We start from the raw sequence: 22,454 nt of genomic DNA on the forward strand, positions 1-22,454 counted from the left end.
CTCAAAGAGAAGGACAAAAATGCGATTGCTTTCTGTGGTGCTCTCGGGAGGTTCCGGCTCCAGACTCTGGCCAGTCTCCCGCCAGGCCCTGCCCAAGCCCTTCATGAAGCTGGGCGGCTCCACCCTGCTGCAACAGGCGATCGAGCGCGGGCAGGCCTGCGGCACCGGCGACCTGATGGTCGTCACCAACAAGGACCACCAGTTCCTGACCAAGGACGTGCTGCGCCAGATGAGCGATCCGCCGTCGGCCACCTACCTGCTCGAGCCCAAAGGCCGCAACACGGCGCCCGCCATCGCGCTGGCCGCCCTGCAGTGCGAGCGCCAGTTCAGCGGCGACACGGTGATGCTGGTGCTCTCGGCCGATCACCTGGTGCCCGACGTGGAGGCCTTCGTCGCCAGCGCGAGCGAGGCGTTCCGGCTGGCGCAGGAAGGCTCGCTGGTGCTGTTCGGCATCGCGCCGACCGCGCCGGAGACCGGCTTCGGCTACGTGGAGGTCGAGCGCGTCTCGCGCGAGAGCCAGCTCGCCAAGCGCTTCGTCGAGAAGCCGGACCTGGCCACGGCGCAGGAATACCTGGCGACGGGGCGCTACTACTGGAACAGCGGCATGTTCTGCTTCACCGCCTCCGCCATCGTCTCCGCACTGGAGCGGCACGCGCCCGACGTGATGAACGCCGCGCGCCATGCGCTGGACACGGCACAGACCAAGGGCGACGCGATCAACTTCGACCTGCACGCCTTCGGCCTGCAGCCCGACATCAGCATCGACTACGCGGTGATGGAGCACGCCGACAACGTGCGAGTCGTGCCTGCGAGGTTCGCCTGGAGCGACGTCGGCTCCTGGCCGGCCGTCGCCAAGGCGCAGCCTTCGGATGCCAGCGGCAACACCTTCCCCGACGACCACGTCGTGGCCGTGGACACCACGGGCACCCACATCCAGATCGAGAGCCACGGCCCCAAGATCGTCGCGGCGCTGGGCCTGCGCGACCTGGTGATCGTCGACACGCCCGACGCGCTGCTGGTGGCCCACAAGGACAGCGCGCAGCAGGTCAAGAAGGTGGTCGACATCCTCAAGGCGCGCAAGCACGAGACGGTGACGCTGCCCGCAACGGTCCATCGCCCCTGGGGCACCTACGCCTCGCTCAAGGAAGAGGACGGCTACAAGGTCAAGCGCATCACCGTGAAGCCGGGCGAGGCGCTGTCGCTGCAGTACCACCACCAGCGCGCGGAGCACTGGGTGGTGGTGCAGGGCACGGCCATGGTCCAGATCGGCGACGTGGAGCACCGGACGCTGCCCGGCGAATACCGCTACATCCCGCTCAAGGAGAAGCATCGCTTGACCAACATCGGACAGGATGAACTGGTCCTCATCGAAGTCCAGTGCGGTGGCTACCTCGGCGAAGACGACATCGTTCGCCTGGTGGACACCTACGGACGCGTATGAGCCAAGCCCACTCCAACCTTCATCGCAGCGCGTGGTCCGACTGGTGGGAGGGCACCCGCCGCACCGACATCTGGTGGACGCTGGCCTGGTTCGACATCGTGCTGCGCTACCGCCGCTCGATGCTCGGGCCGCTATGGCTGACCCTCAGCATGGGCGCCATGATCGGCGGCATGGGACCGCTGTACAGCTCGCTGTTCGGCACCGAGCTGTCGAAGTTCTTCCCGCACCTGGCGCTGGGCATCATCTTCTGGACTTTCTTCTCCAGCATGGTGACGGACTCGTGCAATGCCTTCATCGGCTCCAGCAACTATCTGAAACAGGGCTACTTCCCCATCAGCCTGTTCGTCTGGCGGAGCATGGCGCGCAACCTGATCCAGTTCGCGCACCAGATCGTGCTCTACGTGCCGGTGGCGCTGTGGGCGGGCATCTCGCTGTCGTGGCCGGCCTGGCTCTTCGTGCCGGCCTTCCTGTTGCTGATGGTCAACGCCCAGGCCCTCGGCCTGGCGCTCGGGCTGGTGTGCACGCGTTTTCGCGACGTGACCCAGATCGTCACCAGCGTGATGCAGATGCTGATGTTCCTGACGCCCGTCTTCTGGCTGCCCGAGAGCCTGCCGGGACGCGCGCAGTACATCCTCTACAACCCCTTCGCGCAGATGCTCGAGCTGGTGCGCGCACCCCTGATGGGCGGCGTGGCCGATGCCCACAACTGGTGGGGCATCACGGTGTGGACGACGCTGAGCGTGGTCGTCTCGGGCCTGCTGTTCGCGAGATACCGCCGCCGCGTCGTCTACTGGCTGTAAAAAGAACATGGCTTTCATCTCCCTCAAGAACGTCTCGGTCAACTTCCCCATCTACGGCGCCGGCGCCGCCTCTCTGAAGAAGACGCTGGCCGCCTCCGTCACCGGGGGCCGCTTCGGCAAGGAGACCGGCGTCAACGTCGTGCAGGCGCTGAGCAACATCAACCTGGAGCTCAAGAGCGGCGACAGGCTGGGCCTGGTCGGCCACAACGGCGCGGGCAAGTCGACGCTGCTGCGCGCGCTGGCGGGCGTCTACGAGCCCTCTTCGGGCGAGTTCGTGCGCGAGGGCAGCGTGTCCAGCTTGATCGACCCGGCTTTGGGCATCGAGCACGACGCCACCGGCATCGAGAACATCATGCTGCGGGGGCTGGTGATGGGCATGAGCAAGAAGCAGATCGACGCGCTGACGCCCGAGATCTGCGAGTTCAGCGGCCTGGGCGAATACGTCAACATGCCGGTGCGCACCTACTCCACCGGCATGCTGATGCGGCTGGCCTTCTCGATCTCGACCAGCGTGCAGGCCGACATCCTGCTGATGGACGAGTGGCTCTCGGTCGGCGACGCCGAGTTCACCGAAAAAGCCGAGCAGCGGATGAAGGACGTGGTGGCCAAGTCCGGCATCCTGGTGCTGGCCTCGCACTCGCCCGCTTTGATCGCAAAGGAGTGCAACCGGGTGATCCACCTGGAGCACGGGCGGATCGTCGAGCAGGCGGCCAGCGAGCCCGTCAGCCTGCCGAGCGCCGTCGCAGCGACTTGATCTCTTCCAGGCGGGCGGCGATCCGGCGGCCCGCCGCCTCCAGCGACAGGTTGGCCTCGGCGCTGGCCTTGCCGCGCGCCCCCACCTCTTTCGCCCAGGCCTGGTTGTCGTAGACCCGGCGCATGAGCTCGGCGGCGTGCTGCTCCGAGGGCTCGGCCCACTCCAGGTCGGCTTCGTAGGGCGGGATGGGCTTGCCCAGCTTCACGAGCTTGTAGGGGACGAGCAGGCTGTTGCTGTCGTCCATGAAGTCGACGTTGCCGGAGAAGTTGGTGGCGATCACGGGCTTGCCCATGAGCATGGCTTCGGCCATGGTGAGCCCCAGGCCTTCGCTGCGGTGCAGGGAGACGTAGGCGTCGCAGGCGTCCATGAGGGACAGCACCTCGTCGGGGTTGAAGATCTCGTCGATGATGGTGATGTTGGCGCCGGCAGCGGCGTCGCGCAGCTCCTGCATCTGCGCCGGGTGCCGATCGCCGAAGGAGCTCTTGAGGACCAGGCGCACGGGTTCGTCCGGCCGGAAAGCCCGCTTGAACGCGCGGATCAGACCCTTGGGATTCTTTCGCTCCATCACGCTCATCATGTGATACGTGAAGAGGAAGGTGAAGGGGCTCTCCTCCAGCCCGAAGTAGCTCTTGCTGCGTGCTGTGTAGGGCGCCAGCTTGACGCCGGGAAACAGCGTGCGGACGGGGATGGCAAGGCGGTCCCGAAATCCACGGGCAACGAACTCGGTCGCGGCCCACACTTCGTCGACCTTCTCCGCATGCCCGACCCATGAATCAGGGATGGAGTCGAACTCCCAGTACCAGTAGCCGATGCGATAGGTGCGGGGGCTGCGCTCGAACAGGTTGGCGCGCCGGTAGGCCTCGTCGAAGAAGGGTTCGGGCTGGGTGTGGATGATGGTGACGTCGTGCGCCTCCATGCCGTGAAAGTCGACGTGATGAGGGTCGTCCTTGGCGTCGGTCCACACATCGCGCAGCGAAGCCGACACCCCGACGCGGCCCATGGCCTCGACCATGGATTCGGCAGAGACCCGCAGGCCTGAGGCATAGCAGAAGTGGCCGATCATGTTGACGCCGGGCTGCGCGAGCTCACGGGCGACCGACGAAACATCGAGGCGCCTGCACCAGGCGCGAGCCGCGTCGGACACGTCAGCCGCCGGCGACAACAGCCAGGCCAGCAACGCGCGCGCATGCTCTTCGTCGGCCAAGGCGTCGGGGTGTGCCGCGCGCCACGCACTTCGCGCCGAGTAGGCGTTTCGGATCTGAATGGACGGCTTCTCCCAGTCCGGCCAGGTTGACACATCGACCCACGGACCCGAGGCACCGTATTCCGCAGCGAACCAGGCGCAGAAGGCCTCCCGGCCGAAAGCGGTCAGCCCGTCGGGGTGCAGTTCCTGCCACGCCGGTGTGAAGGCATAGGCCAGCATCAGCTCACGCACCGGGTTCTGGGCCGCCTGGAGAAAGAGCCACCAGAGCTCTTCCTGCCGCAGACCGGCTTCGCTCGCGGCGTGATGCATGAGCCATCGGAAAAGGTGCGGCATGCCGGCCGGCGTCAAGCCGTGCGGCAACACGGGGGCCAGCATCGGGTTCGCGAGGAACGCCTGACGCGCGGCATCGGCAAGTCCTGCGTCCAATGCATCGAGCACCAGTTGCAATGCCGCATCGCCCAGACGCAGCTGCGCAGCGCCTTCTTGCTGCAGCCACTGGCCGAATGGGCCACCGCGCCCACGCTCCAACGCCAGCGGGAATCGCGCCCGCACATCGGCGCGTTTGCGCCACAGCTGAATCAGGAGGCGCGCGGCCGACCAACGATCCGTCACCTCGTCAGGCGCGACAGGCGCCCAGAAAACATGGCCCGCCGGCAATTCGGCGGCCTGCAGGACCGCGGCATCGTCAAACAGGTCGAGCGGCGGAAGCGCCGGCACAGCCAATCCCTGCTCACGCAGTGCGAGCCGCTCCCGCTCCACTTCGACCAGGATCGCGAACGCGGTCGCGCGCGCCTGCGCTGCCGCGCGCCGACGCAGGAATTCCAGCCGCTCACCCATGCGCCAAGGCGTGACAAGCCACCAGGCGCCCTTGGCGACGCGCCTCGCATAGCGCCGCAAGGAGGGTTCAGGCATGGCGCTGGAGAAAATCGCGGTAGGCATTCTTGAGACCAGTATCAAGCGGTGTACGGGGCTTCCAGCCGAGCGCGGCAAGCCGGCTGACGTCCATCAGCTTGCGCGGCGTGCCGTCGGGCTTGCTGGCATCGAGCCTGAGTTCGCCCTCATAGCCAACGGTCGCCTTCACGAGTTCGGCCACCTCGCGGATGGTGACGTCCTCGCCCACGCCGATATTGATCAGGGGCGTCACCTCCGGGCGGGTGAGTTCGGCGAAGCGATCCTCGGGAAGTCCCAACAGGAACACGATGGCGTCCCCGAGATCCGAGGAGTACATGAATTCTCTGCGAGGCGTGCCCGAACCCCATACGACCACAGCAGGATCGCGCCTCATCTTGGCTTCGTGGAAGCGGCGGATCAGCGCCGGCAGCACATGCGAGTGCTCGGGGTGGTAGTTGTCGCCCGGCCCGTACATGTTCGTCGGCATGGCGGCGAGATAGCGCGTGCCGTACTGGCGGTTGAAGCCCCAGCACGACTCCACGCCGGAGATCTTGGCCAGCGCGTAGGGCCGGTTGGTGGCTTCCAGGGGCCCGGTCAGCAAATATTCTTCCTTGATGGGCTGGGGGCAGTCGCGCGGGTAGATGCACGAGGAGCCAAGGAAGATCATCCGCTCAACGCCAGCCTCGTGGGCTGCGTCGAAGACATTGAGCTGGATGCGCAGGTTGTTGTGCAGAAAGTCGACCGGGAAGGTCGAGTTCGCGAGGATTCCCCCCACCTTGGCCGCGCTCATGACGACGTAGTCCGGCCGATGCTCGAGAAAGAAGGCCCGCGTCGCGTCGCGGTCCTCGAGATCGAGCTCGGCTCGGCCGCGCGTCAGCACCTCGTAGTCGGGCCTGTTCTTCAGAGCCTGCAGCGTTGCCGTGCCGACAAGGCCACGATGGCCTGCGACAAATACCTTTTTGTTTTCCATGGGGGACCTTGTGAGCTTTTCAGCCAATGCAATGAAGGGTAACGGATGCCATGGTCAGCGGCCCAGCAGCTGCCGGGCAAGCCGAACCATGGGATGCCAGATGACGCGTGTCGATCGAAAGAAAGAGTGGCGCTCGGAGAGTGCACGCAAACGGGCCACCCAAAACGTTGTGGCCGGCGCTGGCGCCGCATCGGACTGCGCAGCCGCCGGCACGCCCGCGAAGGCATGTTGATAGCGGCCGACATAAAGCGTCTCGCTGGGAGCGAGGACAAAGCGCACAAGCTCTTCCTCGGCGCTCTCCCACGCAGCGCGACCCGCGATCGTGCTTTCCCTGGCCCGCGCGCCCAATCGGGCCACGTCGGAAAAATCGAGTGGCTGCGGATCCCGGATGTCGAAGAGCAGGCCGTTGAAGCCCGGCAGGATGTATTCGTTCATGGTGCCCTGATTGGGCGCCACGACACATTGGCCTCGGCCCATGGCTTCCAGGAAGGACTGCCCGATCCCCTCTTCCGCACGCGGCGCGAAGTAGACGTTCGCGCGCTCCATCAGTGCATGAAGATCCGCCTTGTGCTCGAACCACGTGGACGTCGTGATGTGATGCCTGGCGATATCTTCCGCGGAAGGCAGCTGCGGCGCGTCCGTACCGGGGTCGGTCGCGAGATGGATGTGGAAGCTGTCGAAGCGCACGCCCTCGATGAGCTGGCGAATGGTCTTCCAAGGCAATTGCAGTTCGCGACGCAGCCAGAAGAAGCCATGCAGGCCTTCGCGTGTGGAGGCCGGCGGCGCCGTGACGGGCTGGTAGTACCGGGCGAAGTGGCTCGCAATACCGAAGGCCGTTGTCATCGATTGCAACGCATTCGAGAAGTTGAGCACCTTCGAGCCCTGGAACGGCTCCCAGAACGCCGACAGGTTGTAGATCGGCCCCTGCCAGAGGCCGAACTGGTCGAGCATGGGGATGTAGATGACGTTTGGGTGGGACAGCCTGAAATACGGGCTGTCCGGCCGGCAGAACGACTGGAACATGATCACCACGTCGTGCGCGGCGACCTCGCTCCAGGCCACGGGCGGGCCGCCCTGCCAGGCATCGTCCCAAAAATGATCGACCACATGGCCGTGACGCTGCAGGAGTTCCGGAAGGAATTCCGTGGAGCGCGTGGTTCGGTGAAACGAGTGGTCGATATAGGCAATTCGCGCCACGTCGCTCATCCTCTGAGGCGCCGGTATCCGCGCGCGGCGGCGCCATAGAGGCCTGGATGCTTGTAGAGAAGGCTCTTGGCCAGTTCCTTGACCGACCGCTTGAAGGTCGGCGCCGGAGACGGCGCGGCCTCCGCCACCGCGGGCTGGGGCGCGACGGCCACATCGACCGGGTGCTCCAGCGTTGCCATCGAGGCCCACCCCAGCGCGCTCAGAAAATCGGACTTGCTCTCGTGGGCCGCAAAGACCCTCCGCAGGAACAGTGTGTGGTTGCTCGGGCGACCGCCTTGCTCTGCGGCAAACGCACCCGCCAGCACGAAGAAGCTGTGATAGAGACCGCTGACCTCGATCGGGGAAAGAAAGTCGAAGCGGTCACTCACGACACGCATGCACTCGATGCTGTGCTTGCGGACGTCACCCGACGTGCCTCCCATGGAGTAGTTGACGGTGGGCTCTCTCGTGTAGACGAATCTCGCGCCGGATTCAAGGCAGGTCATGATCCACTTGAAATCGGCCGCAATCTTGTAGGTGCAGTCGTAAGGCCCAGACCGCTCATAAGCCGCCCGCGTGGCGTAGATCCCGTTGTGGCAATCGTTGGCGCAGGTGAAATAGCTGCCGGGGTGAACGAAGGCCGGATGCCATTCGTGGATGACGGCACCGTCACGCACCAGCGCGGTGGTCAGCAAAAGCGCCGGGCCATCGCACATTTGGCGCATGCGGTAGACGGCGATTTCTGCTGCATGCGGTTCCAGCCAATCATCTGAATTGAGAACACAGATCAACTGCCCGCGCGCCAGGGAAATGGCCTTGTTGATCGCTTCATAGAGGCCGTCATCGGGCTCGGACACGTAGTAGTCGAGCCGCTCGCCGTACCGCTGAATGAGTTCGAGGGTACCGTCCGTCGAAGCGCCATCCACCACGATATGCTCGACGTTGCCATAGGTCTGTCGCTGAACGCTCTCGATGGTCCGCGCCAGCGTGTTTGTGTTGTTGCGGACCACGGTGACATAGCTGACCAGCGGCGCCTCGGGACTGCCGGATTTCAGGCGGCCCAAAGTTCTCAGCCCGCCTTCGAGACGATCTGCTGCGCCCGGATTAGGCAGGCGGTCCGCCCAAAGCGGCCATGCCGCATCGACCTGGCTCGACAGCGGCGCACCATGCGTGACGAAGGCCGGCCCGAGGCTACCGTTCCGATAGCCAAGAAAACTGGCCTCGGCCAAGCTGTCGACGTTGACGGCCTCCAACCCTTCAGGCGTGGCCGGCAAGATCGCCGACCGGCGCTTTTGATGCGCAGGCCTGGCGGCATGTCGTTCGTGTGCGGCGGCCAGCGTATCCATGACGATTTCAGCGCAGCGGTCCCAGTCAAACAGAGAGGCCCTTCGGAGGCCCCTACGAGAAAACTCTTCCCTGCAAGCATTGGAAGCGGCAATCTTATGAAGACCGTCTGCCACTCCCTGGACATCGTCGGCATCCAGCATCAACCCGGCGTCCCCCACAACCTCAGGAAGGGAGGAATTGTCCGCGCAGATGACCGGAGTACCGCAGGCCATGGCCTCCAACGGGGGTAGGCCGAATCCTTCGTAGCGCGACAGGTAGACAAAGCACAAGGCGTCGCTGTAGAGGGCCGAAAGGTCTTGGTCGTCGACGAAGCCGGTCAGGACAATGCGATCGCGCCACTGGCCAGCCGCCGCAAGCGCCTCGTCGAGCTTTTCGAGCTTCCATCCCGACATACCCGCGAGCACGAGGCGCATGTCGCTAGCGCCATGCTGCTCCAGATAGCGGACGAAGGCCCGTACCACTTGATCCAGGTTTTTGCGGATCTCCAGCGTCGCCAGGCTCAGCGCGTAGGGCACCCCAGTGGGAATGCCGTACTTCGACCGCATGGCGGCGCGCTCGCCGGCATTGCCGCAAGGCTTGAAGCGCGCGCCGGCGGCCAGAGGGATCACGGTCACCTGTGCCGGGCTCAGGTCGGGGCGGTGGGCCAGCAGTTCCTTGCGGGTGTATTCGGAGATCGCGAAGATCACCGTGCGCTCATCGAGGCTGGCGATGATGTTGCGCACCTCCGTCGAGGCCTCCAGGCTGAAGTATTCGGGCCGATGGATCGCGATCAGGTCGTAGATGATGTGGGCCTGGAGAACGTTCTCGTCGTCCAGCCAGCGGCTTGGCGCCACTCCGAAGGGAGAAAGAAGGATGTCGGCATCGCCCGAGGGCGCGTGTCGACTGTCGTGCAGTTTGCCGGGCAATCGCGCCGCTGCAATGTACTCGCCGCCCTTGAGCTCATAGCCCGACCGCACGAACAAGCGCGGGCTGAACCGCGAAGAAACCGCCAGCCTCCCGTAAAGCTCGTCACAGACACGATAGACGCCGGTCTTCACGCCCTGCGCAAGTACATACATATCCAGCGCCAGGCGCGGTTTTATTTCACTCATCATCGAAGGTACAAGTCAACGCACGGGGCGTATATGCCACGACATTCGCCCACGGCACGCAGCTCCCCACCTGCAAATGCACCCCATTGGGACACACGGCGGAGCACGATTCGGGCCTACGTCGCGAACCCAAACGAAAAACATCGGAAGAAATGTATCCACCAGTGTGGTAGTGGACGCTCGCCTCCGCGCTTGCGCGCCGACGCACTGTCTTCTTCTGGGTATTGCCAGATCGGATCGAGCCATGGTTTGTTCCTCGCGATCCAGGACGCTCCTCAGCCTCGCCGTCTACCCTAGATTTTAAGCGGCACATGGGTGGACCCCTATTTTCAAGCCATGGCGGGTGAAAAGTGGTCGAGTGCTTTAAGGCAAAATCCCCCAGTTCAGCGCCATGCCGATGGCGCATCTGTCTCTATCGGAAGGACCCCATGAAGAAACGTGCTGTTGTCACAGGTATCACTGGCCAGGATGGCGCCTATCTTGCCGAGCTCTTGCTGAGCAAGGGCTACGTCGTCTACGGCACATACCGTCGGACCAGCTCCGTCAACTTCTGGCGCATCGAGGAGCTCGGCATTCAGGACAACCCGGACCTGCATCTCGTCGAATACGACCTGACCGATCTCGGCAGCTCGCTGACCCTCATCAAGGAAGCGGCGCCGGACGAGGTCTACAACCTTGCAGCGCAGAGCTTCGTGGGCGTGAGCTTCAACCAGCCCGACGCAACGGCCCAGATCACCGCCATGGGCGCATTGCACCTGCTCGAAGCGATCCGCCTCACCAACCCGAAGATCCGCTTCTACCAGGCGTCCACCTCCGAGATGTTCGGCAAGGTGCAGGCCATTCCCCAGGTGGAAGACACCCCCTTCTACCCCCGCAGCCCCTACGGCGTGGCCAAGCTGTTCGCCCACTGGATGACCATCAACTACCGCGAGAGCTACGACATCTTCGGCTGCAGCGGCATCCTCTTCAACCACGAAAGCCCGCTGCGCGGCCGCGAGTTCGTGACCCGCAAGATCACGGACGGCGTGGCCAAGATCAAGCTGGGCAAGGCCGAAGTACTGGAGCTGGGCAACCTGGGCGCCAAGCGCGACTGGGGCTTCGCCAAGGAGTACGTCGAGGGCATGTGGATGATGCTGCAGGCCAAGGAGCCGGACAGCTTCGTGCTGGCGACCAACCGGACCGAGACGGTCCGGGAATTCGTCGACATGGCGTTCAAGGCGGCCGGCCACGAGCTGCGCTTCGAAGGCAAGGAACAGGACGAGATCGGCATCGACGTGAAGACCGGCAAAACCCTGGTGCGCGTGAACCCGAAGTTCTACCGACCGGCGGAAGTGGATCTGCTGATCGGCAACCCGGCGCGCGCCAAGGAGAAGCTGGGATGGGAGCCGACGACGACGTTGGAACAGCTGTGCAAGATGATGGTCGACGCGGACCTTCGCAGGAACGCCGAAGGGCGTTCTTTCTGACTGGTCCGACGCCACCCTCGAAGAATCTGAGAGCTGTGGCGCCGGGCGAACAAAGATGACGATGTCGAAATCGGAAGCGAGATCAAGGTTTAGGGACTGCACTGCCCGGTTGAGCACCTGGGCAAGCAATGGCCCTACATAGATCGACCGCAAACGCCTTCGAGATGCGCTCGGCTCCGACAACGTCAGCGTGGTACATCGAATCCAGCATCTCGTCTTCTGGAATTAGATAGTCGGTTGGATTGCCCAGCACCGTGAAACCCAGTCGGCGGTATGTTTCGGCATATTGCCCGAAGTAGGCTTCATAGTGCGGCGTCAAATAGACCGATCGAAACGTCGTCGCTGGCCATGCCTGCAGCAGCCGAACCTTGTTGTGCTTCGCCCAGTCCGCGAACTCGACGAGGAAACCGGGAGGACTGCCAGGGTCGGGTGCTTTGACCCCCACCGCGGGCAGCGAACGCACTGTCGCTGCCATGTACGGCAGCTTGTTGGCAGGCGAGTTCGCAGTCTCATCGCCCCAAGCGTCGACCGTCTCGGGCCGATAGAGCGGTGAGCGGTGAGGCACGGAGCGTGCTGCAGCCTGCCGGACCACCTCGACAGGGGGATACCCGAAGACCAGCGAGGGGATGTCGCTAACTGGCGCTCCACGCAGCAGATAGCCTGGGTCGCTCGTCAGCACGAAAGCCGCCAGCACAGAAGACAGCTTGGCGCGATGGGCCAACTGGTGCTCGAGCGCAATGACGGCGGTGTCGCCAGGCTTGAGGGACGCGCGTGCGCGGTGCAAGATGTATTCGGCACCGAGCCCCGCATGCGTGCCCAAGTTGACCACCTTGAGACCTGTTGCCTGCGATACCACGCGCGCGGAGTACGAATAGTGCGTCCCGGAACCACCGATGATGACGACCTTTGGTCCGGTGATACCCGCAGCCGCCGCCTCCTTCTTGGCGTAGATGCCGTCGATCCATCGCGACTCAACAGGTCGCGGGAGCACCTGAAGAGCAAGGAGCCAGAGCCCGATCAGCCCCAGCAAGAAGGCCGCAAAAAGCGCGACTGCTTTCGACTTCATCGTCAAAACTGGAAATAGAGGAACTCGGAGGGAACGGCGCTGAAGACCCCGAAGCCACAGACCCAGCACAGGATCGCCATCACGGCCACGCGAGCAACCATCAGCGCGCCAACACTCAACTTTGGCTTCGAGGCGCTGCTGCCATCGAGGCCGAAAATCTGCGCGGAATTGGGCGCAAGCCAGATGATGGCGTATGCCACAGCAGCGTAGGCCCAGAAACCAGCGAAGTCGGCAAAGCTCATGCCCTGCCCCCAAACTACGCCGGGCAGGCTTTCAGTGTTGAGGTGGTACGCGAACTCTCCAGGCAGCGACACCACAGCGGGGGCGAACATGCCAGTAAGCACGTTCAGCGCTGCCTCGAACGAAGCTGCACGGAAGAACACCCAACTGATAACTACAAGCAAGAAGGTCAGAGCTCCGTAGAGCGGGACAAGTGCGGTGTTTGCCCTCCCCAGCCGGCTTCCAACAAGGTTTCGCCAAAGATGGTTGACGACCAGGAAAGCACCATGAAGAGCACCCCAGAAAACGAAGGTCCATGCGGCGCCGTGCCAAAGACCGCCGAGAAGCATGACGATCATCAGGTTGACGTTCCGGCGCACCGGCCCCACTCGGCCGCCTCCCAGGGAGAAGTACAAATAGTCCTTCAGGAAGCTTGAGAGAGTCATGTGCCAGCAGCGCCAGAACTCGATGATGGAAGTTGCCTTGTATGGCGAGAAGAAGTTGAGCGGCAGCGTAATCCCGAACATGAGGCCCAGGCCGATCGCCATGTCAGAGTAGCCGGAGAAGTCGAAATAGAGCTGCGCCGTGTAACCGAGTGCTGCCGCCCAAGCTTCGAACAATTCAAGCGGGCCGGTTTGAGCCTTGACGAACAGTGGCGACACAAACTGAGCGATGGGGTCCGCGAGCCCAATCTTTTTCGCGAGGCCCATGGCAAAGATAGGCAGTCCAGCGCCTACCGTGGCCCACGTCACCCGGAACCTCTGCTCGAACTGACTGATAATGTCGCGATAGTGAAGGAGCGGGCCAGCGATCAGGTGCGGGAAGAACACTACCGAGATCATGTAATCCCTGAAAGGGATCCGCTGCATATTCCCCTTATAGGTATCAACCAAAAAGGCAATCTGCTGGAATGTGTAGAACGAGATCGCCAGCGGCAAAACCACATTCAACGCATGCAGGTTCGCACCAGTCAAAGCAACGACGTTCGCAATGAAGAAGTTTGCGTATTTGTAATAAGCCAGCGCCGCGAGATTGACGGCCACGCCGACGGCGACTTTCTTACGCCTCTTGGCATCATCTGCACTGGTCGCTATCGATTGAGCGAGCGTGTAGTTGAACGCGATGGAGGTGCCAATGACCAGGAGTGCCCGTACCTCCCACCACCCATAGAAGAAGAGCGACGCCGCCGTTAGAGTGGCGATCCCAGCCGAGCGACCGCGCAAAAAGAGCGCCACGCCCGTAAGGAGCAGCGTCAGTGGCAGGAACGCAAAGAGAAACTCAGGCGAATTGAAAAGCATAAGTCCCCGGGGTGCTTCGCCACGCTCTCAAGTGGGTTGGTGACGGCGCCGCAGTCCAGCGCAGCTAGCGACCGCGTTCATCTCCGCACAAACACCCACACGGATCTTCCCTGCTCATCCGTGTACATTGGCCGTCCTGCGAATGCCGCATCGGCGCGCAGCGTGTTCAGGAGTTTCTGCTGGAACTGGACACTCGGGAAACTGAAGCCAAGCGCTTGTCCTCGCATGCCTGGCTCGCTCAAGACAATGATGTCGGCTGCGGCCACGCCCTCGACGAACAATTCCCACCGGTCCCACGTATAGGCCGCCGAGAAACGGCGAACTACCCCTTGCTGCCGGGCAAGGAAGTCCAGACTGCCGGCATAGACAGGACCAGGCACCGTCACCAGTGCGGCCTTTGTCTCGCCGACTTGCAGGGCGGCTAGCACTGCCGGGAAGACCGCCCTGGTCGCGTCGTCGGTACTGGTCATCGCGGGATCGGCGCGCCGGATCATTCCGGCATGCGGCGTCCATTGAACCAGGAAAATTCCCGCGCCCAGGACGAAGACGACGACGTGGCGAATGGGAAAGTACCGGACGATCGCACCGAGCGACCAGACCACTGCGCCGATGATTGCGCCATAAAGCAGGCTGCCAATCATCAACGACTTCACTTCGCTCACGGAAACGATGATATAAGCGGCCAGCAGCGCGCTCACGAGCGCGCCAAGCGCCGCCAAGGCGCGCCTTTCCCTCATGCGTACAAGGATCGCCGCGCAGCAAAGCAGGATCGGTATTGCCAGATACCAAAGCCAGCCGAGCATTAAAGTTCCCGTACCCTTGTTCAGGTAGTAGGCGAGATGTCCTTGGAACGACGCCTGCGTCCGCCACACCGTGTTGCCGGAGTCCATGACGTTGCGGATATAAGCCAGAATTTCTGCGCCGTTCACAAGAAAGTAGGGCACCACCACGAGGCCCGCGCCCAGCGCGACTCCCCCCGTGCGACGGATCGCGGACCGCACGGGCCATCCGGGTTGCAGCAGCAAGGTCAGCCCCAGGTGCGTGACAAAACCGACGGCAAGGACCACCAGCGAGGCCGGCGCAGCCGTGGGCTTGGCGATCACGGACACGCCGAACAGAAGGCCCAGGGCAAGAAGACGGGACCGACGTGATTGCGCAATGTCGATCGTCGCCATGATGGCGAGCGACATCCCTAACAACAGCCCCCACACGGGATCAGGCCGGAATTCCGCAATCACGCTTCCGAACATGGGGGTCGCCAGAGTGGCGAGGACGATGCCAAGCCGGCTCCAATTGCCAAGGCCGCGCAGCGCCACGAGCGCGAGGCCGCTGATGATGAACACCCATGCCCCGTTGAGCAGATAGGGTCCCCAGACCTCACCCGCGCTCAACAGAAAGCCGAACGCAGCCGCAACGGCGATAAACGGCGCATGTGCCGGCCGCACCACAAAATCCGACATGAACCCGGCAATGCCGGAGCGATCCAGTGCAGCGAGTCGTTGCAGCCCGTCGGTGAGGTACACCACGTCGTCGTAGATCGGCACGATGGATAGGCGCCCCTCTCGAAGAAGGTAGCTCATCACGGCAATCAGGTGAAAGCCACAGACGAATGCGATCGCGCACCACGTTATTCTTTGCCTGGACATCTTTGATATTGTTCGTGGCGCTGGCCTGATTGCATGAACAGGGTTCTCTTGTGCAGGCGGTCGCGCAGGGCCGGCTGCGCCCCGGGAATCAACCGCCTTGAAGCACTCGGCCCAGGTATCGCAGCAGATCTTCCGGGCTGCTTTCTGCGATCTGCGTGCGCGAGAGCGGGCGAAATTCACCAATGGCCGCCCTGGTGTCCGGTGAACTGGCGAAGACGAACCCGTCGTACGACGTCGTCTCCTCATCGAAATCGGCCGCTACTTCCACCCGGTAGCCGAAGCTCCTGAAAACCCGCATCACGTCATCATGCAACTGCTGGGAATGGGTCGAGACGAAGGCATATCTGATCTTCCGTTGCTTCAGCAGATCCGTGCAAGCCTCGAGCATTTCCATCTCGTAGCCTTGGATATCCGAGTGCAGCACGTCGAGGTGATCGACGCCTCTTTCCCGCAGAAAGCGATCAACCTGGAAGTGGCCTCTCCCGACGAAGTCCTGAATGAATTCCCCAGCCATCCTGTTGCGCAGGAAGTTGGCCTTGCCGGCCTCCACGTTCTCGGCTTCGGGTTCGACCAGATACACCGTGGCATCAGGCCTGGCTTGCTTCAGCCACATCGAATAGTGCCCCCAGTATGCGCCCAGCTCCAGCATGATCGGCGCCGGGGGCAAAACGCTCGTCACCTGCTGGAAGACGTATTCCTCGAGGGGCTCGTGCACACCTCTGTTGATGCTCAACACTTGGCTGAAATCGCCATAGTACGAGCCCGGGCCGCTAAACGGGACCTTCAATCCATTGTGGAGACAGACCAGCCCACCTTCCACGACGCCGGCATTCGGCACGCGGCGGATCAGCAGATTGAGTGGGTCGGAAATGATTTCCCTGAATCGACCGACAAAATCGTCTGCAGCGGCTTTTTCCAACATGTTGCTCATGCCCCCAAGGTGAGCCGGAGATGATAACCGCGCACGCGCGGACATCATTGAAATGGCTGGTAACCGATCGACCTGCACCGCGTGCTGACTTCGGCGTTCGAACTCACCTGCCGGAGGAAGCGAACCACGGCTCTGCTAAGCTTCACACAAATTTGAGACGGACACCCGCTCGAAGCCAGGATCTAGGAAGAGGTGCTCACCGGGTTACCGTCGCCGGCCCCTCCCTTGACCAATATGCTCGCGGAAGAAGCCGCAGGTTGCAGCTCCCATGTACACGCTCCAGAGCCCGCTCAAGAAGCGCGGTGCACGTGTTGGATAGGATGAATGTGAATAGCCCGACACCACAACTGCCACTGACTCGCCCCCTCGTCGGCAGGTTGCGTCTCGCCCTGGCGCAATGCCGGGCGCTGCTGCTTAGGCCTGATGCACCGGCTCAGCCAGTTCCATCCGCACCCCAGCATTCCGCCCCACAGACAACGGGCCCGGAGCTCGAGGCACTGGTCGCGCGGACCTACCAGCTCGCACTCGATCGGGCGCCCAATGCTGACGAGTTGCAACTGTGGACCAACGAGCTCCGGTCGAATCGCCTGAGCGCAGCCGGGCTCGTCGAGACCATCGCGAGCTCACCAGAGGCGGAAGTGGTACGCGAACGCACCCGCATGCGGAAGGCCCAAAACGAACAGGGAACGGACCCGGAGCTCGAAGCACTTATCGTGCGGATCTACCAATTCGTACTCGAACGGACGCCCAATGCCGACGAGCGACAACTGTGGACCAACGAGCTCCGGTCGAATCGCTTGAGCGCAGGCGGGCTCATCGAAACCATCGCGAGCTCACCGGAGGCGGAAGCTATAAGTGAACGCAGCCGGATCGTGGCGGAGGTCCCGAACGGCAAATTCATCCAGTTCACCTACGACTACCTCTTAGCGCGCGGCGCCATGGCGGACGAGATCGCGCATTGGGACTACCGGCTCATCCATCAGAATCTCGGTCGAGATCGGCTGGTCCTCTCGCTCTTCTCGCAACGCGCTGCCGCCGCACTGACCGACCAAGGCAACGCACCTGTCCACGACCCCACCCTCGCGCACGTGATGGGGACCGACAAGTTCATCGGGGTCAAGGAATGGCAGCAACGCGCCCTTGCCACCGCGCCTGAAGTGCTGCCGGCCCCTCCGAAGATCTATCCGAGTCTCGCCTTCGATCGCGGCTCGGAGATCCTCGTATCCGCGATCGCCAGTCTCTACCGGGGCGGGGAATACATCGAGCAGTTCATGGAGAACATCACTTCGCAGACGATCTTCGCGTCCTGCGAGCTCATCATCATCGATGCCGACTCGCCGGAGAACGAATACGAGGTGATCGCTTCCTACATGAAGCGCTTCCCCAACATCGTCTACCACCGGGCCGCGACCCGGATCGGAATCTACGAGGCGTGGAACCTCGGCGTCGAGATGGCGCGGGGGCGCTTCATCACCAACACCAACCTGGACGACCTGCGCAGAAGCGACTCCTTCGAACGCCAAGTCGAGATCCTGAAGAAGTTTCCGTTCGTGGACGTGGTCTACCAGGACTTCTGGTACTCCTTCGACGGGATGGCGAGCGTCGAGCGGACAGCCGCCATCGGAATTCGCAGCGAAGTCCCGATCATCACGCCCTACAACCTGATCCGCTCCAACTCGCCTCACAACGCCCCGATGTGGCGGCACGAGTTGCACCAGGACGTCGGGATGTTCGACGCCTCATACCGGTCCGCGGGCGACTACGACTTCTGGCTCCGCTGTGTCCAGGCCGACAAGGTGTTCTACAAGGTCAACGATCCGCACGTCGTGTACTTCGTGAACCCCGAAGGCCTATCGACCCAACCCAATACGCGCGGCATCGACGAAGCGAACCGCATCACGCGGAAATACGGCAGCGCCATCAACTCGCCTTGGCTTCTTTCCTCGGACGAAGCATTCCTGGAGAAGGCGTCCCAGACCCTTGGCGCGCCTGTGGACCTGACCGAGTCCGAACGGGCGCTGATCGATTGGCGCTATGGCGCGTGCCAGAAGGCACTGCGGGCGTGCTCGATCGCTTCCCGCGCTGCGCGATCTTCCAAGGAGTAACCGTTGTCTCTCGTGATTGATGGAGTTTTCTTCCAGCTGGCGCAATCGGGCATCGCGCGCATCTGGCGGGCCATTCTTCCCATGCTGGCATCGAAGGTGCAGATGCCCATCGTGTTCCTCGATCGAGGCGGATTCGACGAGAAGATCCCCGGTGTGGAAGTCGTACCCTTTCCTACCTACAAGTCGAAGTACACCCCGCAGGATTCGGCTCTGCTGGAGCGCGTCTGCCGCCACTACGACGCGAAGGTCTTCATTTCCACCTACTACACCAGTCCGCTGCAGACACCATCGCTGCTGCTGATCTACGACATGATCCCCGAGCGGCTGGGCTTCGATCTCACGGCCAGGGACTGGCGCGAGAAGGAGGTGGCAATCGCGCATGCACGCCGCCATATCTGCATCTCCCGCAATACCCGCAAGGATCTTCTCGAGTACTACCCCGAGCTGGATCCGAACACCACCACGGTCGCGCATTGCGGTGTCGATCCCGAGGTCTTCAAGCCGAGCAACGCAGGCGCCGTCGACGCGTTCCGGCGCGAGATGGGATTGACGCGTCCCTACTACATCTTCGTGGGCTCGCGAGTGCAGAACAAGAACTACAAGAATGCGAGCCTGTTCTTCGACGCGCTCATGACCATGGGCGAGGTGGACTTCGATGTGCTGTGCGTCGGCGGCGAAAAGAGCGTCCCCACGGCGAGTACCGACAGCAAGGGCCACACCATCATTCAGGTCGACCTCCATGATGAAAAACTCGCCCCGGCCTACAGCGGCGCAGCAGCCCTGGTCTATCCCTCGCTCTATGAAGGTTTCGGCTTGCCTGTGGCCGAGGCCATGAACTGCCACTGCCCCGTGATCTCTACCTCGCACGGCTCGCTGCCCGAGGTGACCGGCAACGCCGCCCTAAAGATAAGCGGCCGCTCCGTCCCCGAGATGGTGGAAGCGCTGCGCACCGTGCGCGACCCAGCGGTTCGCGCGCGGCTGATCGCACAAGGCGCCGAGCAGGGCAGGCAGTTTCGATGGGAGCCGTTCGCAGCCGAGGTCGCGAATGCAGTCCACGCCGTTGCAGCCAGCGGCAGCGCAGGCGCCTACTCGGCCTTCTATCGCAAGTGGGCGGAGCTGCGCGCGCTTCAGGGCGAGGTCGACGTTCTCATCTAAGCAGGCGCTTGCTGTGCCTGAGCTGCGTGGGGTGGTTGCGCGCTCAGAGGCGGCCGGTACCGCCCGCCGACCTGACCGCGGCAAGCTCGGCGTTGAGACGATCGATGGCTTCCTGCTTGGCTCGGCGATCAGCCTCCACAGCCGAGAGTTCGGCCAGAATCCGGTCGATCACCTCCTGCTTCGCCTGGCGATCGGCATCGATCGCCGAGACCTCGCCAATGAGCCGATCCACCACGGCCTGCTTGGCGTGACGATCGGAGTCGATCCGCTTGAGCATCTCGGACACATCGATCCACTCCTCACCCGCCACCTCGAGCCTTGCCTTGGTGAAGTCGTCAAAAACATTTGGAGGCAGGCGGAAATGCTCCTTCAGGTGCAGGCTCTCGCGCCTCAGGTAGAAGTTGTTGAGGCCGTCGAACCAGACCCTTTCATAGCCCTGCCCGGTAAGGACCCATTCCCAATTTGCCCACGTTTCCTCGCGCCCATTCACGACGACCGCCTCAATGACCAGCAGGATCGGACGGAAACGCTGCCAGTCCGCGCTCTGCAACACTTCCAGCTCGCCACCTTCGACATCGATCTTCATGAAGTCGATCACCCGGTCGCCGGCGTAGCGTTCGCAGACATTCTTGAGGCTGATCACATCGACCTGGTGGGTTCGGACCGTCCGCCCCTGCTCCTTGAGGAGCGCCATGACCTGTTCATCGCTGGTCGAGTTCTCGAGCAGCTCCGCGATCTCGAAGAAGGTGCGCTGGCCGTCGGACTGACCGATCACCGCCTGGAGATTGATATCCCGAGGGCGGGCCGCCTTCAGCTTTTCATGGAAGGTGGGCAGGGGCTCCACATTCACGCCTTGCCAGCCCGCATCGTAGAAATGCTTGGTCACCGACAGGTGCACCGGATCTGCGGCCCCCACGTCGATGTAGAACCCGCGATGGTCGCGCGGGAAGAGCCGGGCGACCATGACATCTTCGAAGTTCTGGGCGTAGGAAATCATGCGCTAGCTCCTGGATGCGTCATGGCGTGTGCGCATCACCGTGGGAAATCTTGAACACGTAGTACTTGCTCAGCGCGAAGGAGAGCACGAAATAGACGACGCCGGCAAGGACTTGCGACAGGCCTTCATGGACATGCAGCTGCCGAGTCAGGATGATCAGCACGCCCAGGTTGGCCAAGTATGCCAAGACGAAGATGACCAGGAACCGGAGGGCTTCCGGTAAGGCGGCCGAGGTGCTGCGGAAGGTGAAGGTCCTGTTGAGGGCGAACGAAACCAGTAGGCCGACCGCATATCCGATCACATTGCTGGTCACGGCGCCCCGGCCGAGCACATACATGCACAGGAAGATCACCGCGTAGCCCAGCAGGGTGTTGAGCACCCCGACGGTGGCGAAGCGCAGCAGATAGCCGGTCAAGGCGCCGATCCTCGGACCCAGTACTGGCCGCCGAGGGGCAGCCAGCCCAGGTACCTCTCCAGCGGCGCCAGCCATGACAGACGCGGCGGCACGAACAGACAGTACGACAGGCGCTGCAGATCGATACCGGCGCCCCTGATCAGGGAGCGCAGCTCTTCGGGCTTCAGCAGGATGGCATCGGCGTCGAAGGGGCAGGTGTTGACGATCCGGCGTGTCACTGGGTTGTAGGGGTTGTGTTCAAACACATCGATCGAGCCTTGCGGCGCCAGGCGTTGGGCCAGCATCCGCATCACGCCCGGCCGCTCCGCGGGCGGGATGTGATGGAAGACGCTGGCCACGAAGATCAGGTCGAATTTGCCGATGTCCAGGCCGTCGCGCTCGACCGCGAAGCTGGCCGCCGGATTGCTCGCAGCCGCGACTTCCAGGCTTGCCGCGGACACGTCCGTACCCATAACCTCCGCATTCGGAAAGGCTGTCCGGAGGTGTTCGATATTGCGCCCAGTGCCGCATCCATACTCGAGCACGCGGGCGACCGGCCGCGTCGACGCCTGCCGAATCAGGTCGACCTTGTACTTGGCGAAGTATTCCGAGTCCGCCGCATAGAACTTCGTGCTCTCGTGCAGCAGCTCGTCGTAGTTCGCCGAGTACTCGTCGAAGTAGACCTTGCTGCCGGCCCGGCTCTCTTCGGTTGGAGTGGAATTACCAGACATACCAGGGCGCCTTGCCAGAGTTCCAGAGGGCCTCGAGCTCGCGCTTGTCTCGCAAGGTATCGCAGGGCTGCCAGAAGCCGCTGTGCTGGAAGCCTGCCAGTTGCCCGTCGCGGGCCAGGCTCATCAGTGGCGCCTTTTCCCAGGAGGTCGCGTCGTCCTCGACATAGTCGATCACTGCCGGCTCGAGCACGAAGAAGCCCCCATTGATCCAGCCGATCTCGTCTTTTGGCTTCTCGACGAAGCTGGAGACGTTCTGCGACCCATCGAGATTCAGCACACCGAATCGGCCCGGCGGCTGGACCGCCAGGACGGTTGCCAGCTTGCCGTGCCGGCGATGGAAAGCCAGCTCCGCACCGACGTCCACATCCGACAGGCCATCGCCATAAGTCAGGCAGAACGTCTCCTTGTCCAGGTACGATGCGGCCCGCTTCAGCCGCCCGCCTGTCATGGTCTCGGCACCGGTGTCCACCAACGTGATGCGCCAATCCTCGGACTGTGAATTGAGGATCTGGTGATCGCCGGTGCGCAGGTCGATGCGCATGTCGGACATGTGCCGGTAATAGTTGAAGAAGAACTCCTTGATCACGTAGCCCTTGTAGCCCAGGCAGATCACGAAGTCGTTGATGCCGTGGTGGGCGTAGATCTTCATGATGTGCCACAACAGTGGCTTGCCCCCGACTTCTACCATCGGCTTGGGCTTGGTGTCGGACTCCTCGGCGATCCGCGTGCCGAGTCCGCCCGCAAGAATGACTGCTTTCATTGG

18 protein-coding genes are annotated in these 22,454 nt (G+C 62.9%); 6 read left to right on the top strand and 12 right to left on the bottom strand.

The features are described 5' to 3' along the window. Nucleotides 1-19: 19 nt before the first annotated feature. Genes AC3A6X_RS13985 through AC3A6X_RS13995 form a run of 3 tightly spaced genes read left to right on the top strand, consistent with a single transcriptional unit; the run spans nucleotide 20 to nucleotide 2,995 of the window. Nucleotides 20-1,441 carry a mannose-1-phosphate guanylyltransferase/mannose-6-phosphate isomerase gene (locus AC3A6X_RS13985; RefSeq protein ID WP_487842739.1) on the top strand — a complete coding sequence of 474 codons (1,422 nt, stop codon included), beginning with the start codon at nucleotides 20-22 and terminating at the stop codon, nucleotides 1,439-1,441. Then, the gene (locus AC3A6X_RS13990; RefSeq protein WP_487842740.1) at nucleotides 1,438-2,241 is read left to right on the top strand and encodes an ABC transporter permease; all 804 of its coding nucleotides are present in this window, start codon (nucleotides 1,438-1,440) and stop codon (nucleotides 2,239-2,241) included. The genes AC3A6X_RS13985 and AC3A6X_RS13990 overlap by 4 nt, the downstream gene beginning before the upstream one ends. Nucleotides 2,242-2,248: 7 nt before the next feature. Next, nucleotides 2,249-2,995 (top strand): ABC transporter ATP-binding protein, encoded by a 747-nt coding sequence (locus tag AC3A6X_RS13995; protein ID WP_487842741.1) that lies wholly within the window; start codon nucleotides 2,249-2,251, stop codon nucleotides 2,993-2,995. Here the strand turns inward: AC3A6X_RS13995 and AC3A6X_RS14000 are convergent. Genes AC3A6X_RS14000 through AC3A6X_RS14015 form a run of 4 tightly spaced genes read right to left on the bottom strand, consistent with a single transcriptional unit; the run spans nucleotide 2,964 to nucleotide 9,686 of the window. Beyond that, the gene (locus tag AC3A6X_RS14000) at nucleotides 2,964-5,111 is read right to left on the bottom strand and encodes a glycosyltransferase family 4 protein (protein WP_487842742.1); all 2,148 of its coding nucleotides are present in this window, start codon (nucleotides 5,109-5,111) and stop codon (nucleotides 2,964-2,966) included. The two genes, AC3A6X_RS13995 and AC3A6X_RS14000, sit on opposite strands and share 32 nt — an antisense overlap. Beyond that, the gene (locus AC3A6X_RS14005) at nucleotides 5,104-6,060 is read right to left on the bottom strand and encodes a GDP-L-fucose synthase family protein (protein ID WP_487842743.1); all 957 of its coding nucleotides are present in this window, start codon (nucleotides 6,058-6,060) and stop codon (nucleotides 5,104-5,106) included. The genes AC3A6X_RS14000 and AC3A6X_RS14005 overlap by 8 nt, the downstream gene beginning before the upstream one ends. A 54-nt stretch (nucleotides 6,061-6,114) precedes the next feature. Further along, nucleotides 6,115-7,266: a glycosyltransferase gene (locus AC3A6X_RS14010; protein WP_487842744.1), complete on the bottom strand. Its 1,152-nt coding sequence runs from the start codon at nucleotides 7,264-7,266 to the stop codon at nucleotides 6,115-6,117. Then, nucleotides 7,263-9,686, bottom strand: coding sequence for a glycosyltransferase (locus AC3A6X_RS14015; RefSeq protein WP_487842745.1), 2,424 nt, complete (start codon nucleotides 9,684-9,686; stop codon nucleotides 7,263-7,265). The genes AC3A6X_RS14010 and AC3A6X_RS14015 overlap by 4 nt, the downstream gene beginning before the upstream one ends. Nucleotides 9,687-10,111: 425 nt before the next feature. Between AC3A6X_RS14015 and gmd the strand changes: the two genes are divergently transcribed. Then, nucleotides 10,112-11,149, top strand: a complete 1,038-nt coding sequence (gene gmd, locus AC3A6X_RS14020; RefSeq protein WP_487842746.1) for a GDP-mannose 4,6-dehydratase — start codon at nucleotides 10,112-10,114, stop codon at nucleotides 11,147-11,149. An 82-nt stretch (nucleotides 11,150-11,231) separates the two neighbouring features. Here gmd and AC3A6X_RS14025 read toward each other — a convergent pair whose 3' ends face one another. The 4 genes from AC3A6X_RS14025 to AC3A6X_RS14040 all read right to left on the bottom strand — a co-directional run bounded on the left by AC3A6X_RS14025 (nucleotide 11,232) and on the right by AC3A6X_RS14040 (nucleotide 16,309). Next, a complete protein-coding gene (locus AC3A6X_RS14025) occupies nucleotides 11,232-12,215 on the bottom strand; it encodes a hypothetical protein (protein ID WP_487842747.1) in 984 nt (327 codons plus the stop codon). Between the two features lie 2 nt (nucleotides 12,216-12,217). After that, nucleotides 12,218-13,732: an MBOAT family O-acyltransferase gene (locus tag AC3A6X_RS14030; protein ID WP_487842748.1), complete on the bottom strand. Its 1,515-nt coding sequence runs from the start codon at nucleotides 13,730-13,732 to the stop codon at nucleotides 12,218-12,220. Between the two features lie 77 nt (nucleotides 13,733-13,809). Further along, nucleotides 13,810-15,312, bottom strand: coding sequence for a hypothetical protein (locus tag AC3A6X_RS14035; RefSeq protein ID WP_487842749.1), 1,503 nt, complete (start codon nucleotides 15,310-15,312; stop codon nucleotides 13,810-13,812). A gap of 154 nt (nucleotides 15,313-15,466) precedes the next feature. Further along, complete coding sequence (locus AC3A6X_RS14040) at nucleotides 15,467-16,309, bottom strand: FkbM family methyltransferase (protein WP_487842750.1); 843 nt, start codon at nucleotides 16,307-16,309, stop codon at nucleotides 15,467-15,469. Nucleotides 16,310-16,635: 326 nt separating this feature from the next. Between AC3A6X_RS14040 and AC3A6X_RS14045 the strand changes: the two genes are divergently transcribed. Together AC3A6X_RS14045 and AC3A6X_RS14050 are read left to right on the top strand one after the other, a co-directional pair. Further along, entirely contained in the window at nucleotides 16,636-18,414 is a 1,779-nt protein-coding gene (locus AC3A6X_RS14045) for a glycosyltransferase (RefSeq protein WP_487842751.1), read from the top strand. Nucleotides 18,415-18,426: 12 nt separating this feature from the next. Further along, nucleotides 18,427-19,569, top strand: coding sequence for a glycosyltransferase family 4 protein (locus tag AC3A6X_RS14050; protein ID WP_487842752.1), 1,143 nt, complete (start codon nucleotides 18,427-18,429; stop codon nucleotides 19,567-19,569). 43 nt (nucleotides 19,570-19,612) lie between these two features. On the opposite strand, the gene AC3A6X_RS14055 is transcribed toward AC3A6X_RS14050, so the two are convergent. From AC3A6X_RS14055 to rfbF, 4 genes are read right to left on the bottom strand one after another with little or no spacing between them, the layout of a single operon-like run. After that, nucleotides 19,613-20,566: an FkbM family methyltransferase gene (locus AC3A6X_RS14055; RefSeq protein WP_487842753.1), complete on the bottom strand. Its 954-nt coding sequence runs from the start codon at nucleotides 20,564-20,566 to the stop codon at nucleotides 19,613-19,615. 19 nt (nucleotides 20,567-20,585) lie between these two features. After that, nucleotides 20,586-20,981, bottom strand: a complete 396-nt coding sequence (locus tag AC3A6X_RS14060) for a GtrA family protein (RefSeq protein WP_487842754.1) — start codon at nucleotides 20,979-20,981, stop codon at nucleotides 20,586-20,588. Further along, nucleotides 20,978-21,691, bottom strand: coding sequence for a class I SAM-dependent methyltransferase (locus tag AC3A6X_RS14065; RefSeq protein WP_487842755.1), 714 nt, complete (start codon nucleotides 21,689-21,691; stop codon nucleotides 20,978-20,980). The genes AC3A6X_RS14060 and AC3A6X_RS14065 overlap by 4 nt, the downstream gene beginning before the upstream one ends. Then, nucleotides 21,681-22,451 carry a glucose-1-phosphate cytidylyltransferase gene (rfbF, locus tag AC3A6X_RS14070; RefSeq protein WP_487842756.1) on the bottom strand — a complete coding sequence of 257 codons (771 nt, stop codon included), beginning with the start codon at nucleotides 22,449-22,451 and terminating at the stop codon, nucleotides 21,681-21,683. The genes AC3A6X_RS14065 and rfbF overlap by 11 nt, the downstream gene beginning before the upstream one ends. Nucleotides 22,452-22,454 lie beyond the last annotated feature (3 nt).

This window comes from Variovorax sp. Soil_C_12 (genome assembly GCF_057657375.1).

What these genes read in the sequence shown, in the direction of transcription:
- AC3A6X_RS13985 (WP_487842739.1), top strand. Translation starts at nt 20, where the DNA reads ATGCGATTGCTTTCTGTGGTGCTCTCGGGAGGTTCCGGCTCCAGACTC.
- AC3A6X_RS13990 (WP_487842740.1), top strand. Translation starts at nt 1,438, where the DNA reads ATGAGCCAAGCCCACTCCAACCTTCATCGCAGCGCGTGGTCCGACTGG.
- AC3A6X_RS13995 (WP_487842741.1), top strand. Translation starts at nt 2,249, where the DNA reads ATGGCTTTCATCTCCCTCAAGAACGTCTCGGTCAACTTCCCCATCTAC.
- AC3A6X_RS14000 (WP_487842742.1), bottom strand. Translation starts at nt 5,111, where the DNA reads ATGCCTGAACCCTCCTTGCGGCGCTATGCGAGGCGCGTCGCCAAGGGC.
- AC3A6X_RS14005 (WP_487842743.1), bottom strand. Translation starts at nt 6,060, where the DNA reads ATGGAAAACAAAAAGGTATTTGTCGCAGGCCATCGTGGCCTTGTCGGC.
- AC3A6X_RS14010 (WP_487842744.1), bottom strand. Translation starts at nt 7,266, where the DNA reads ATGAGCGACGTGGCGCGAATTGCCTATATCGACCACTCGTTTCACCGA.
- AC3A6X_RS14015 (WP_487842745.1), bottom strand. Translation starts at nt 9,686, where the DNA reads ATGATGAGTGAAATAAAACCGCGCCTGGCGCTGGATATGTATGTACTT.
- gmd (WP_487842746.1), top strand. Translation starts at nt 10,112, where the DNA reads ATGAAGAAACGTGCTGTTGTCACAGGTATCACTGGCCAGGATGGCGCC.
- AC3A6X_RS14025 (WP_487842747.1), bottom strand. Translation starts at nt 12,215, where the DNA reads ATGAAGTCGAAAGCAGTCGCGCTTTTTGCGGCCTTCTTGCTGGGGCTG.
- AC3A6X_RS14030 (WP_487842748.1), bottom strand. Translation starts at nt 13,732, where the DNA reads ATGCTTTTCAATTCGCCTGAGTTTCTCTTTGCGTTCCTGCCACTGACG.
- AC3A6X_RS14035 (WP_487842749.1), bottom strand. Translation starts at nt 15,312, where the DNA reads ATGAGCTACCTTCTTCGAGAGGGGCGCCTATCCATCGTGCCGATCTAC.
- AC3A6X_RS14040 (WP_487842750.1), bottom strand. Translation starts at nt 16,309, where the DNA reads ATGAGCAACATGTTGGAAAAAGCCGCTGCAGACGATTTTGTCGGTCGA.
- AC3A6X_RS14055 (WP_487842753.1), bottom strand. Translation starts at nt 20,566, where the DNA reads ATGATTTCCTACGCCCAGAACTTCGAAGATGTCATGGTCGCCCGGCTC.
- AC3A6X_RS14065 (WP_487842755.1), bottom strand. Translation starts at nt 21,691, where the DNA reads ATGTCTGGTAATTCCACTCCAACCGAAGAGAGCCGGGCCGGCAGCAAG.
- rfbF (WP_487842756.1), bottom strand. Translation starts at nt 22,451, where the DNA reads ATGAAAGCAGTCATTCTTGCGGGCGGACTCGGCACGCGGATCGCCGAG.